Annotated in this window: 12 protein-coding genes; 7 read left to right on the forward strand and 5 right to left on the reverse strand. The window is 75.5% G+C overall.

The window, feature by feature from the left end:
* The first annotated feature begins 30 nt into the window (after positions 1–30).
* A complete protein-coding gene (locus CLV37_RS01500; RefSeq protein WP_106207313.1) occupies positions 31–1,164 on the forward strand; it encodes an AAA family ATPase in 1,134 nt (377 codons plus the stop codon).
* Positions 1,161–3,527, forward strand: coding sequence for a DUF2201 family putative metallopeptidase (locus CLV37_RS28750; RefSeq protein ID WP_170126996.1), 2,367 nt, complete (start codon positions 1,161–1,163; stop codon positions 3,525–3,527). Before CLV37_RS01500 ends, CLV37_RS28750 begins: the two co-directional genes overlap by 4 nt.
* Here CLV37_RS28750 and CLV37_RS01510 read toward each other — a convergent pair.
* A complete protein-coding gene (locus CLV37_RS01510) occupies positions 3,487–4,158 on the reverse strand; it encodes a hypothetical protein (RefSeq protein ID WP_106206274.1) in 672 nt (223 codons plus the stop codon). The two genes, CLV37_RS28750 and CLV37_RS01510, sit on opposite strands and share 41 nt — an antisense overlap.
* Before the next feature lie 70 nt (positions 4,159–4,228).
* Here CLV37_RS01510 and CLV37_RS01515 point away from each other — a divergent pair, with 70 nt between their 5' ends.
* The 4 genes from CLV37_RS01515 (at position 4,229) to CLV37_RS01535 (ending at position 8,937) form a co-directional block, all read left to right on the forward strand.
* On the forward strand, positions 4,229–4,765 hold the full coding sequence (locus tag CLV37_RS01515) for a hypothetical protein (RefSeq protein WP_146149253.1): 537 nt from the start codon (positions 4,229–4,231) through the stop codon (positions 4,763–4,765).
* 56 nt (positions 4,766–4,821) lie between these two features.
* A complete protein-coding gene (locus tag CLV37_RS01520; RefSeq protein ID WP_146149254.1) occupies positions 4,822–6,156 on the forward strand; it encodes a hypothetical protein in 1,335 nt (444 codons plus the stop codon).
* 64 nt (positions 6,157–6,220) lie between these two features.
* On the forward strand, positions 6,221–8,089 hold the full coding sequence (locus tag CLV37_RS01525) for an ABC transporter transmembrane domain-containing protein (RefSeq protein ID WP_170126997.1): 1,869 nt from the start codon (positions 6,221–6,223) through the stop codon (positions 8,087–8,089).
* A gap of 425 nt (positions 8,090–8,514) precedes the next feature.
* Positions 8,515–8,937, forward strand: coding sequence for a hypothetical protein (locus CLV37_RS01535; RefSeq protein ID WP_106206282.1), 423 nt, complete (start codon positions 8,515–8,517; stop codon positions 8,935–8,937).
* Here CLV37_RS01535 and CLV37_RS01540 read toward each other — a convergent pair.
* From CLV37_RS01540 to CLV37_RS01555, 4 genes are all read right to left on the reverse strand, one after another.
* Positions 8,903–9,346, reverse strand: a complete 444-nt coding sequence (locus tag CLV37_RS01540) for a MarR family winged helix-turn-helix transcriptional regulator (protein ID WP_211298291.1) — start codon at positions 9,344–9,346, stop codon at positions 8,903–8,905. The genes CLV37_RS01535 and CLV37_RS01540 overlap by 35 nt on opposite strands.
* Positions 9,339–10,436 carry a CE1758 family FMN-dependent luciferase-like monooxygenase gene (locus CLV37_RS01545; RefSeq protein WP_106207319.1) on the reverse strand — a complete coding sequence of 366 codons (1,098 nt, stop codon included), beginning with the start codon at positions 10,434–10,436 and terminating at the stop codon, positions 9,339–9,341. Before CLV37_RS01545 ends, CLV37_RS01540 begins: the two co-directional genes overlap by 8 nt.
* Before the next feature lie 75 nt (positions 10,437–10,511).
* A complete protein-coding gene (locus tag CLV37_RS01550; RefSeq protein ID WP_106206284.1) occupies positions 10,512–12,017 on the reverse strand; it encodes an amino acid permease in 1,506 nt (501 codons plus the stop codon).
* A 17-nt stretch (positions 12,018–12,034) separates the two neighbouring features.
* Positions 12,035–12,238 (reverse strand): DUF5703 family protein, encoded by a 204-nt coding sequence (locus tag CLV37_RS01555; protein ID WP_106207321.1) that lies wholly within the window; start codon positions 12,236–12,238, stop codon positions 12,035–12,037.
* Between the two features lie 79 nt (positions 12,239–12,317).
* Here CLV37_RS01555 and CLV37_RS28325 point away from each other — a divergent pair, with 79 nt between their 5' ends.
* The gene (locus tag CLV37_RS28325; RefSeq protein ID WP_245885190.1) at positions 12,318–12,689 is read left to right on the forward strand and encodes a primosomal protein; all 372 of its coding nucleotides are present in this window, start codon (positions 12,318–12,320) and stop codon (positions 12,687–12,689) included.
* Positions 12,690–12,768: the final 79 nt, after the last annotated feature.

Consider the following 12,768-nt stretch of genomic DNA (forward strand, 5'->3'; position numbering starts at 1 on the left):
CGATGGACCAGCACCCGTGAGCCAGCACCCGTGAGCCAACGCCACACCGACACCTGCACCGCCCTCGGCGTCGCGCTCCTGGCCAACGTCCCCGTGGTCCTGTGGGGACCGCCCGGACAGGGCAAGTCCTCGGTGGTCCGCGAACTGGCCGACGGCCTCGGCGCCCACCTCGAGACCGTCATCGCCTCCATCCGCGAACCGTCCGACTTCGCCGGCCTGCCCGTCATCGACCCCGCCACCGGCACCGCCTCCCTGGCCGCCCCGTCCTGGGCCGTGCGCCTGCGCGAGGCCGTCGAGGGCACCGGCCGCCTCGGCATCCAGTTCTACGACGAGGTCTCCACCGCACCCCCGGCCACCCAGGCCGCGCTGCTGCGCCCCATCCTCGAGGGCGTCGTCGGCGACCTGCAGCTGCCCGCCGCCGTGCGCACCGTCGCCGCCGCCAACCCGCCCGACCTGGCCGCCGACGGCTGGGACCTGGCCCCGCCGGTGGCCAACCGCTTCTGCCACCTCACCTGGGAACTGGACGCCGACACCGTCCGGGAGGGCTTCACCACCGGCTGGCCGGCGGTCACCGTCCCCACCGTCGAGGACGACGCGCTGCGCGAGGCCCTCGTGCGCTCGCGCGCCCTCGTCGGCGTCTTCGTCGGAGCCAAACCCGAACTGCTCACCCAGCTGCCGCGCAGCGCCGAGGACGCCGGGCGCGCCTTCCCCACCCCCCGCTCCTGGGAGATGGCCGCCCGCCTGCACGCCCACGCCGTCGCCGCCGGGGTCAACACCACCGTCACCACGACCCTGCTGGCCGGCACCGTCGGCACCACCGCCGCGGCCATGTTCCTCAACCACCTGCGTGAACTGGACCTGCCCGACCCCGAGGCCCTGCTCGCCGACCCCGACAGCTACGTCGTCGACCGTCGCCGCACCGACCAGACCTACGCCGTGGCCGCTTCCGTGTGGGCCGCCACCGCTGCCCGCACCACCCCCGAGCGCTGGAACGCCTGCGGCGCCGTCCTGGCCGCCATCGCCGACGCCGGCAGCGCCGACATCGCCTTCAGCCACGGCCGCCGCTGGGCCGCGGCCCGCCCCACCGGCGCCCTGCCCAGCCCGCGCGTCGTGGCCGGCCTGGCCCCCATCCTGCGCGAGCTGAACCTGCTGACCCAGTCGTGAACGGACCCGGCGACGGACCCACCGACGCGCCCCCCGACGACGCCGGCGCCCGCGCGGCCCTGCGCCTGGCCGCCGGCCGCGCCCTGGCCGGCGAACGCCTGCCCTACCTCGCCGACGCCCTCTACGCCGTCACCACCGTCGCCACCCCCGACGTGCCCACCGTCGCCATCGACACCCGCTGGCGCCTGTACTACAACCCCGTCTTCGTCCTGACCTGCACCGTCGACGAACTCGCCGGCGCCTGGCTCCACGAGGTCGCCCACCCCCTGCGCGAGCACGCCACCCGCTTCGCCGCCCTGGCCGAACCCGCCGACCGCGCCCGCCTGTTCAACCAGGCCGCCGACGCCGCCGTCAACGCCGACCTGCGCACCGCCGGCGTCCGCCTGCCCGCCGTCAAGGCCTGGTACCCCGAGCACGTCCCCGGCGGGTCCGCCGCGGACACCGCCGAGCGGCTCTACCGCCTCCTGCTGCAGGCCCAGCCCACCGGCCGGCCCCGCCAGGCGGCCCTGACCCTGATCCCCGACACCCTGCGCGCCGGCCAGGGCCCGCGCACCGTCGTGTGCCTGACCCGCGAGGCGTTCCTCGGCGCCGGCACCACGGCCACCGCCACCGGCCCCGGCGGCCGCCCCCACTCCCAGCCGCTCACCGTCCGCGACGCCCACGGCGCCGAACTCACCCTCGACACCGACCACCCCGCCGGCCCCCTCACCGTCCGCCTCACCCGCGGGGCCCGCAGCGCCAGCGCCACCGTCGAACTGACCACCCCCGGCCTGCGGCTGCGCCCCGACCACCTGCCCCGCTCGCGCCCCGCCGCCGTCCACCTCACCGTCGTCGGCCACGACACCACCTTCAGCACCGGCACCCGCGTGCACCTGCACGGACCCGACGGCCGCGCCCTGCCGGCCCCCACCACCGTCGGCGACGTCACCGTCGTCGACGCCACCCACCTCACCCTCACCCTCACCGACGTCCCCGACGGCCTGCACACCCTGCGCGTGCGCACCGGCGAGCAGACCCTCACCACCGCCCTGCCCGTCGCCCGCCCCCACCTCGACCTCACCCCCGCCGCCGTGCCCAGCGGCTTCGCCGTCCCGCTCACCCTGACCGCCACCACCACCGACCTGCCCCTGGACCGCAGCACCACCGCCACCGTCCGCACCGCCGGCCTCGACCTCACCGACGCCGCCCGCGCCACCGTGCGCGAGGACCCCGCGAACGACCCCCAGGAGGGGCCCCCGGGCACCGGTGCCCTGCAGATCACCCTGACCCGCCCCCTCCCCGACGGCCACCACGACGTGCTCGTCAGCACCGGCGAGGACACGGCGCTCGCGGTCCTGCGCGTCGGCGGCGGCGGCGGACCCGAGGGGGCGGGACAGGGGCAGGACGCCGACGCGGACCCGGACACCGACGCCGAGGACACGAACGACACCGACGACGCCGCGCGACGGGGCGGTCCCGGCGGCCCGGGACCCGAGGAGGAGCAGGACCGGGAGCAGGACCGGGAGCAGGACTGGGAGCAGGGCCAGGAGCGGGACCGGGACGGCGGCGACTGCGGTTCGGGGGCCGGCGGCCCCCGCCGCGCCTGGGAGCGCGACGACACCGGCACCCACCCCGCGCCCGGGACGGACGCGGCGGACGGGGCAGGCGGGGGAGGCGACGACGGCAGCGTGGACGCCGGCCGCGCCGAACTCCTGCGCCGGCGCACCGCCGAGCAGGTCCTGGAGCACGCCCGCAGCCACGGCAGCGTCCCCGCCGGCTGGGAACGCTGGGCCGGTGACGTCCTGACCCCGCGGGTCGACTGGCGCCGTGAGCTGCACGCCGTCACCCGCCGCGCCGGCGCCCACGTCGCGGGCCTGCGCGACTACACCTACCGCCGCCCCTCGCGCCGGGCCGCCGCCGTCCCCGGCGTCGTCCTGCCGGCGCTGCGCCAACCCCGGCCACCGCGCGTCGTGGAGGTCGTCGACACCTCCGGGTCCATCAGCGACGAGATGCTCGCCCAGGTCCACGCCGAGACCGAGGCCGTCGTGCGCCGCTGCCACGGCGACGGGGTCACCGTCATCGCCTGCGACGCCGCCGCCGCCCGCCCCCAGCGGGTCCGGACCCTGCGCGAGCTGACCATGACCGGGGGCGGCGGCACCGACATGCGCGCCGGGCTGGCCGCCGCCGCCGCCACCCGCCCCGCCGCCGACCTCGTCATCACCATGACCGACGGCGACACCCCCTGGCCCGCCGCCCCACCGGAGCAGAACCCCGACGCGCGCTACGTCGTCCTGCTCCTGGACGGCGACCGCGACACCGTGCCCGAGTGGATGCACAAGATCGTCATCCCGGAAGAGGCCCGCGACCCCCGGCCCCACCGCTGAACGCGGCCATCGCCCGCAGCACCTGCCACCCGTCCGGCCGGGCCCGCAGCTGCAGCGCCTCGCGCGCCCCGAACCCGTTCTCCTGCACCGCGAGCATCCACTCGTCCTCCCAGCCCTCCCGCAACCCCACCACCAGGACCGCCACGTCGACCACCGCCAGCGCCAGCGCCACCGGCACCTCGCGGGCCGCGGCCACCACGACCTCCGGCGGCCGGTCCGGGTAGCGCTCGCGCAGCCACGCCCGCACCGCCACCGACCGGTGCCGGCGCACCCACGCACGCAGCCACACCTCCGCCGCGAACGCGTCGTCGTCCCCGAACTCCGCCGCCGACAACGCCGCCACACCGCACTGCGCCCGGACCCGCCCGACGTCCGGCAACGCCGACACCGCGACCGGCAGCACCACCCGCGGCGCCCCCTGCGGACCCCGCAGGGCACGCCACGGGGACCGGGCCCCCACCGGGCCCACCGCCCGCTCCGCGCGCCAGGCGGCGGGTCCCCGCGCCTCGTGGGCCGTCACCTCGTGGGCCCGGACCAGCACCGTCAGCAGCGCCGCGGCCCCCGGCCGCGGCCAGTCCACCTCGTGCCAGCGCACCGGCAACGGCTCGTCACGGCGCAGCGGGGGGGACACCGGCGACCTCGCTCACGCACCCACCCTGGCACCCGCCCCCGACACCCACCCCGACACCTACGCTCGAGCGGTGCCCGCCCGACGGCGTCACCGCCACCCCCGCCCCGCACCCCCCGCGCCCGTGTTCGTCCTCGACGCCGCCGACCTGCTCGCCCCCGCCACCACCCGGCCCGCGCTGCCCGGCGCCCCCGAGGCCCACGCCGACCTCTTCCGCCACCTGCTGCTGCCGACCACCACCGCCCGCACCGGCCACCGCGTCGACGTCGCCGCCGTGGGCACCCGCGTCCTGGCCACCCACCTCGACGGCCACCCGATCCGGCTGAGCGAGACCACCAGCGTCCTGCGCGCCCGCACCGTCCTGGCCGGGGACCGCGTGAGCCTGCAGCGCACCCACGTCCTGGCCTACGCCGCCGAACGCGACGACCTCGCCGCCCTCCTCGGCGACGACCTCACCGACCCCCACCCCGGCACCACGCTGGACCTGCGCCTCGTCCTGGCCGGCGCCGCCGCCGGGCTGCGCGCCGCCGACCTCGCCGCCGCCCACCGCACCGGCACCCTCACCGCCGACCGCGTCGACCTGCTCGCCGCCCTCCTCGCCCCCTGGTGACCCCTGTGGTGAACCCCCGGGTGAACCCGCCGCCGTCGACGACCTACCGTGCCGGGGTGCGCGAACGCCTCGTCATCCCCACCGACGACCTGTTCGCCTGGACCCTCACCGGCCGCGGGTCCTTCCTCACCCACCCCGACGACGACCCCCGCAGCGCCCTCAGCCGCGAACGCCTCGCCGTGCGCCACCTGCTGGCCGCCGGCCACCACGTCAGCGCCGTGGGCCCGCGCACCGTCGCCGACCTCCTCGGCGCCCTCACCCTCCACGACCCCCACCTGCCGGCCGACACCGAGGCGCTGGCCACCCGGCTGCAACGCGACTGGACCGCCAGCGCCGCCCACCGCCGCACCCTCACCGGCCCGGCCCCCGCCGTCCCCGACGACGACTGCGACCGCCGCGCCGCCAGCACCCTCCTGCACGCCCTGCCCGCCCAGACCCTCGTGCACCTGCTGCGCTGGACCGCCGAGCACGGCCGCCCCCACCGCAACGGCTGGCCCACCCACCTCGTCCACGACGGCCCACCCGGAGCCGGGCGCTTCGCCGGCCAGGCCCACCTCCTGCACGTCACCGCCCCCGGGCAGACCCTCACCGCCGCCCAGCGCACCGTCGCCCGCGCCTGCCAGGACGCCGGCCTCGAACTGCTCGTCCTGCGCGTCAACCCCCTCGCCGACGTGCCCTGCCCCACCGAGGCCGACCTCGGCCTGCGACCGGCCCCACCGCGCTGCCCGTCCTGCCCGGCCCCCCTCGACGTCGAACCCCCCGCCCACCTCCTGCCCGGCGAACGGCCCCTGCCCCCGTTCCTGCACCCCGGCGTCCCCGAGGAACGCCACGAGCACCACCTGCTCGCCCACCTCGCCGCCACCACCGGCCCCGTCAGCGCCGCCGTCGCCGCCCTCGACCCCGCCGCCCTGCAGCGCGAAGCCTTCGCCCTGCTCACCCACCCCGACCTGCCCGCCACCGCCCGCCGGCCCCTGCGCACCCACCTGCAGCGCGCCACCGCCCGCCACCGCGCCCTGGCCCGCGACCCCCACCTGCCCCACGAGCAGGACCGCGCCGCCCACGCCCTGCGCACCGCCCTCACCACCTGGACCGACCCCGCAGCCGACCCCGCACCAGGCCCGGGAGCAGACCCCCGAAGCGCCCTGCGCACCGCCGCCACCGCCGCCGGCACCCACCTCGCCCTCACCGGCCACGACGTCCTCGCCATCCACGACGCCACCGACGCCGTCAACCACCTCCTGCGCAGCCCCCACCCCGACCCACCCGCAGCCCAGCAGCTCTTCCAGATGCTCTCCGCCGGCATCACCGGCGACGAACTGCTCCACATGCACGCCACCGGCACCTACCCCGACCCCGACACCCTCGACCTGCTCGCCGCCCTGCGCGCCTGAGCACCCCGGACCCACCAGGCACCCCCTGGACCTGCAGCCCGCTGCAGCACCTAGCGTTCAGCCCGTGAGCATGGACATCGCCGCCCGCAACGCCATGTGGCGCGCCATGAGCGCCCCCGACCAGCGCCCCTTCCGCCCCGGCACCCCCCGCCGCGTCCTGGCCATGGCCCGCGAACGCGGCCACGCCCTCGCCCTGTTCGTCACCGGCAGCGTCGTCCTCGCCGTCCTCGCCGTCGCCACCCCCGTCCTCGCCGGCCGCGCCGTCGACGCCGTCGGCACCGGCGACCGCCACCGCGTCATCACCCTCGCCCTGCTCATCGCCGCCGTCGCCCTCGCCGAAGCCGCCCTCGGCCTCGCCGTCCGCTGGCTGTCCTCCACCCTCGGCGAAGACCTCATCCTCGACCTGCGCACCCGCGTCTACGACCACGTCCAGCGCATGCCCGTCGCCTTCTTCACCCGCACCCGCACCGGCGCCCTCGTCAGCCGCCTCAACAACGACGTCCTCGGCGCCCAACGCGCCTTCTCCGTCACCCTGTCCGGCATCGTCAGCAACGTCGTCGCCGTCGCCCTCACCGCCGTCGTCATGATCGGCATCTCCTGGCGCATCACCGCCCTCGCCCTCGTCCTGCTCCCCGTCTTCCTCCTGCCCGCCCGCCGCATGGGCCGCAGCCTCGCCCTCATGGCCCGCCGCGCCGCCCAGCTCGACGCCGCCATGCTCAACCAGACCACCGAACGCTTCTCCGCCCCCGGTGCCACCCTCGTCAAGCTCTTCGGCCGCCCCGCCGACGAGTCCGCCGCCTTCGCCGCCGCCGCCCGCGCCGTCCGCGACATCGGCGTCCGCTCCGCCGTGCGCCAGTCCGTCTTCGTCACCGCCCTCACCCTCGTCTCCGCCCTCGCCCTCGCCGTCGTCTACGGCGTCGGGGGAGTGGCCGCCATCGCCGGCACCCTCGACGCCGGCAGCATCGTCGCCCTCGCCCTCCTGCTCACCCGCCTCTACGCACCCCTCACCGCCCTCGCCTCCGCCCGCGCCGACGTCACCAGCGCCCTCGTCAGCTTCGACCGCGTCTTCGAGGTCCTCGACCTCGAACCCCTCGTCCGCGAAGACCCCCACGCCACCCCCGTCCCCGACGGCCCCGTCGCCGTCGAGTTCGACCACGTCCACTTCGCCTACCCCGCCGCCACCGACGTCTCCCTGGCCTCCCTCGAAGACGTCGCCACCCTCGACCCCCGCGGCGGCACCCCCGTCATCCGCGACGTCACCTTCCGCGTCGAACCCGGCCAGGTCATCGCCCTCGTCGGCTCCTCCGGCGCCGGCAAGTCCACCCTCGCCCAGCTCCTCGCCCGCCTCTACGACGTCGACTCCGGCGCCGTCCGCATCGGCGGCACCGACGTCCGCCACCTCACCGCCGACTCCCTGCGCCGCACCGTCGGCGTCGTCACCCAGGACGGGCACCTCTTCCACGAGTCCCTGCGCGCCAACCTGCGCCTGGCCCACCCCACCGCCACCGACGACGAACTCCACGACGCCCTGCGCCGCGCCCGCCTCGCCGACCTCGTCGCCGCCCTGCCCGAAGGCCTCGACACCGTCGTCGGCGAACGCGGCTACCGCTTCTCCGGCGGCGAACGCCAACGCCTCACCATCGCCCGCCTCCTGCTCGCCCACCCCCGCGTCGTCGTCCTCGACGAAGCCACCGCCCACCTCGACAACGCCTCCGAGACCGCCGTCCAGGCCGCCCTCGACGAAGCCCTCGAAGGCCGCACCGCCCTCGTCATCGCCCACCGCCTGTCCACCATCCGCGGCGCCGACCGGATCCTCGTCCTCGAAGCCGGCCGCATCGTCGAGCACGGCACCCACACCGAGCTCCTCGCCGCCGACGGCCGCTACGCCGAACTGCACCGCCTCAGCGTCTTCACCGACGACCCCCAGCCCTGAACCCACCACCACCCTCGCGCCGTCCGGGGGTCAGCACCCCCGCACGACACCCCGCAGCCCCGGACGGTGCTGCACCGGACCCGTGTCCTGGCCCCACCCCAGCCCCACCCCAGCCCCACCCGCACCCCCCGGCCCCAGCCACCACCCCCACCCTCGACGGCGCTCGCGGTCGTGGCGCTGTGCACGGGGATCGGCGCGGTCGTGCTCGTCCCGGTGCTCGGACCCCTGGCCGGGGGACCGGGGGTGGCCGCCGTCGTCACGGGCGCGATCGCGCTCGCCCACCGCCGGCCGGGGCGGGCGATGGCGATCGCCGGGCTCGTCACGGGGATCGTCGGCCTCCTCGTCACCGTCGTCGTGACGATCGCGCTGGTCGTGCTGCACGGCACGCTCTTCCTGCTGGCACCCTCGACGGCCGGGACCCGGGCGTGCAGGACCCGGCCGGCGACGGCGCGTCGGCGGGGGAGTACGCCTACGGCCAGAGCACCGTCCTCGGCGACTACACGGTCAGCGTCGACGGGGTCACGCTGCGCGGTGACGTCGTGGTCGCCGACCTCACGGTCACCTACGCCGGGCCGGGCGCGGGGGACGCCTACGAGGACCTCCACAGCTACCTGTACGACGCCGACGGGTACTCCCACGACGCGACCGACTGCGACGAACCCCTGTCGCCGGACGCCGCCGACCTGCCGGACCTGGCCCACGGCCGCAGCGAGTCCTTCCAGGTGTGCTTCACGGGTGTGGACGACGCGACCGGTGCATGGGTCGAGGTCGACAACGACCTGACGGGCGACCACGCCGGGTGGACCGACGAGGTCACCCTGGCAGGAGCTTCGCGCACAGACGTGTGAGCTCGGTCAGCTCCTGCGCGGACAGCCCCGCGAACTCGCGGGCGATCCCGGCGGCGTGCCGGCCGCCGATCTCGCGCTGGCGGGCCGCACCCTCGGGGGTGAGCACGACGACGACGCCCCGGCCGTCGCGCGGGTCGGGTTCGCGGGTCAGCAGCCCCTGCGCCGCGAGCCGGTCGACCAGCCGGCTAAGGGACGGCTGCGGCAGGTACGCGTCCTCGCTGAGCTCTCCGAGCCGGGACCGGCCCCCGCAGCGGGCCAGCGTGTAGAGCACGTCGTACTCGCGCACGCTGAGCCCGCCCCAGACGTCCTGGGCCGCGAACCGGCGCAGCATCGTCGCCTGGAGCCGGAACACCGACTCCCAGGCGTCGACGGCCGCACGGGTGCGGCCGTCGGGACCGTCCTCAGACACGGGTCTCGGTCGAAGCGGCCCGGGCGGCCACCCGCGCGGCGTGCGAGGGCGGGTCGCTGGGCACCCCCGCGGCCCGGCGGGCCTCGAACTCCCTGCGCAGCACCGGGACGACGTGCTCACCGAGGAGGTCGAGCTGCTCCAGCACGGTCTTCAGCGGCAGCCCGGCGTGGTCCATCAGGAACATCTGCCGCTGGTAGTCGCCGAAGAACTCCTGGAAGGTCAGCGTCTTCTCGACGACCTGCTCGGGGGTGCCGACGGTCAGCGGGGTCTGGCGGGTGAACTCCTCCAGCGAGGGCCCGTGACCGTAGACGGGGGCGTTGTCGAAGTACGGGCGGAACTCCCGGACCGCGTCCTGGGAGTTCTTCGCCATGAACACCTGCCCGCCGAGACCGACGATCGCCTGCTCCGGCGTGCCGTGCCCGTAGTGGGCGTAGCGCTCGCGGTAGAGGTCGATGAGCCGGATGTAGTGCTCCTTGGGCCAGAAGATGTTGTTCGCGAAGTACCCGTCGCCGAAGTAGGCGGCGATCTCGGCGACCTGCGGCGTGCGGATCGACCCGTGCCAGACGAAGGGCGGCACGCCGTCCAGGGGGCGCGGGGTGGAGGTGAAGCCCTGCAGCGGGGTGCGGAACTCGCCCTCCCAGTCGACGACCTCCTCGTCCCACAGGCGGCGCAGCAGCTGGTAGTTCTCCACCGTCAGCTCGACGCCGCGGCGGGGGTCCTGGCCGAACCAGGGGTAGAGCCGGCCGTCGTTGCCGCGTCCGAGGACGAGGTCGACGCGCCCGTCGCTGAGGTGCTGGAGCATCGCGTAGTCCTCGGCCATCCGCACCGGGTCGTTGGTGGTGATGTGCGCGATGGACGTCGAGACGGTCAGCCGGGTGGTGCGGGCCGCGATCCAGCCCAGCAGGGTGGTCATGGCCGACGGCACGAAGGGCGGGTTGTGGTGCTCACCGACCGCGAAGACGTCCAGGCCGACCTGCTCGGCGTGCTCGGCCATGGTCACGAGCGCCTTGATGCGCTCGTGCTCGCTCGGCGCGCGACCGGTGGTGGGGTCGGGGGTGATGTCGCCGACGCTGAAGATCCCGAACTGCATGTCCCGCTCCTCCTGGAAGTCCATGCGGTTGCATGTACCTGCTTGAAGCGTACAGGACCTCGGGTTGTTCCCGGGTCAGTCCCGGTGTTCGGCCCGTTCCCCCCGCACGTCGGTGGTCCGCCCCGCCAGCCGCGAGTGCCGGTACCCGTAGGCGGAGTACACGACGAGGCCGATCGCCATCCAGATGCCGAGGCGCACCCAGCTGATCCCCGGCAGGAAGCCCATGAGCACCAGCGCGGCGACGGCCGAGACGACCGGCAGCACCGGCACCCCCGGCATCCGGAAGGCCCGCGGCAGGTCCGGCCGCGTCCGTCGCAGCACCACGACGCCCACCGAGACCAGCACGAACGCGAACAGCGTCCCGATGTTCACCATCTCGGCCAGCTCCGAGATCGGGGTGACGGCGGCGACCACCGCGACCACGACGCCCGTCACCGCCGTGATGCGCGTGGGCACGCCCGTGCGGCCGCTGACCGCCGAGAACCACGAGGGGATGAGCCGGTCGCGCGCCATCGCGAACAGGACCCGGTTCTGGCCCAGCATGAGGATCATCATGACCGTCAGCAGCCCGGCGACGGTCCCGACCGAGATGAGCGTCGCCACCACGTCCGCACCCACGGCGCGGAAGGCGTTCGCCAGCGGCGCCTCCACCGAGATCCGGTCGTACTTCACCATCCCCGTCACGACCAGGGACACGACGACGTAGAGGACCGTGCAGATCGCCAGCGACCCGAAGATCCCCCGCGGCACGTCGCGCTGCGGCTCCTTCGTCTCCTCCGCGGCCGTCGCGACGATGTCGAAGCCGATGAAGGCGAAGAACACCAGGGCCGCGGCGGTGAGCACCCCGCCGATCCCGAACGTCCCGAGCGGGACCCCGAGGTCCTGCCACAGGGACGGGTCCGCCGGCGTGCTCGAGGCCCCGCGCGAGCCCGTCGGGGGCAGGAACGGCGACCAGTTCGACACCTTGACGAAGAACAGCCCGGCGACGATGACGATCGCGACCACCAGCAGCTTGACGACGACCACGACGGCGTTCACCCGGGCCGACGTCTTCGTCCCCACGCACAGCACCGCCGTCAGCACGAGGATCACGGCCGCGGCGATGAGGTTCGGGTGGGTGGGGGAGGGGGTCGTGGAGTACAGCCACCCCGGCACGTCCAGGCCCAGCGTCTGGTCCAGCAGGTCCGCCGCGTAGCTGGACCAGCCGACCGCCACGGTCGAGGCGCCCAGGGCCAGCTCCAGCACGAGGTCCCAGCCGATGATCCACGCCACGACCTCCCCGAGGCTTGCGTAGGAGAACGTGTACGCCGACCCGGCCACCGGGACGGTCGAGGCGAACTCCGCGTAGCACAGCGCCGCGAGCGCGCAGACGACGCCCGCGACGACGAACGACACGGCCACCGCGGGTCCGGCCCGCGTCCCGGCCGCCTCGCCGGTCAGGACGAAGATGCCCGTCCCGATGATGACGCCGACCCCGAAGACCGTCAGGTCCCAGGCCCCGAGCGTCTTGCGCAACCGGTGCCCCGGCTCGTCCGTGCTCGCGATCGCGTCCTCGACGCTCTTCGTCCGGAAGATGCCCACGCCCGACGGTAGGACCGTCAGGCGGTGCGTGCGACCCGGATGATCTTGCGGCGCAGCCACACCTTGCGGCTGCCGCCCATGTACAGGCGCACCCGCGCCAGCTCCCAGCGGCCGTACTCGGCGTGCTCGGTCAGCAACTGGCGCGCGGCCGAGCGGGACGTCTCGCGGGACAGGGTCAGCACGCGGTACTCGTACTGCTCACCGCTCGTGTGGTCAGCCATCGGGTCCATGATGCACCCGCCGCAGGTCCGGAGCAGAACCCCCTGGGGCGCCCGGTGCGATCTTCGGTACGGTCGGACCATGACGCCAGACCCGCGCGCGGCCCTCGCTCGTCTCGTGGCCACGCTCGAGGACCACCTCGCTGCCGCCGCCAACCGACGCGGGGAGACCGACCCCGCCGTCGCCGATGCCTACCAGCGCGTCGCCGACGCCTTCGAGGCCTACGAGGAGGCGCTGTACGACGCCTACGACGAGGTCACCCCGTTCGTCCTCTACGACGACGTCGAGGACGAGCGTGACGATGACGAGGACGACGACGAGGACGACGAAGAGGACGACGAAGAGGACGACGAAGAGGACGAGGACGAGGAGTCCGACGACGACTCCGACGAGGAGGACGACTCGGAGGACGACGGGCAGACCGGGGGCGAGGAGGTCCGGCCGGTCCGCTGACCCGTGGGGGGCCCGTGCCGCGCCCGCGCGCGGCACGGGCCCGCACCCGGCGGGGGAGCCGATAGCGTGCGGCCCGTGC

The organism is Kineococcus rhizosphaerae (genome assembly GCF_003002055.1).
GTDB classification, from domain to species: domain Bacteria; phylum Actinomycetota; class Actinomycetes; order Actinomycetales; family Kineococcaceae; genus Kineococcus; species Kineococcus rhizosphaerae.

Excerpts from the sequence above, each read along its gene's own strand:
- CLV37_RS01545 (WP_106207319.1), bottom strand. The coding sequence starts at position 10,436 with ATGCAGTTCGGGATCTTCAGCGTCGGCGACATCACCCCCGACCCCACC.
- CLV37_RS01555 (WP_106207321.1), bottom strand. The coding sequence starts at position 12,238 with ATGGCTGACCACACGAGCGGTGAGCAGTACGAGTACCGCGTGCTGACC.
- CLV37_RS28325 (WP_245885190.1), top strand. The coding sequence starts at position 12,318 with ATGACGCCAGACCCGCGCGCGGCCCTCGCTCGTCTCGTGGCCACGCTC.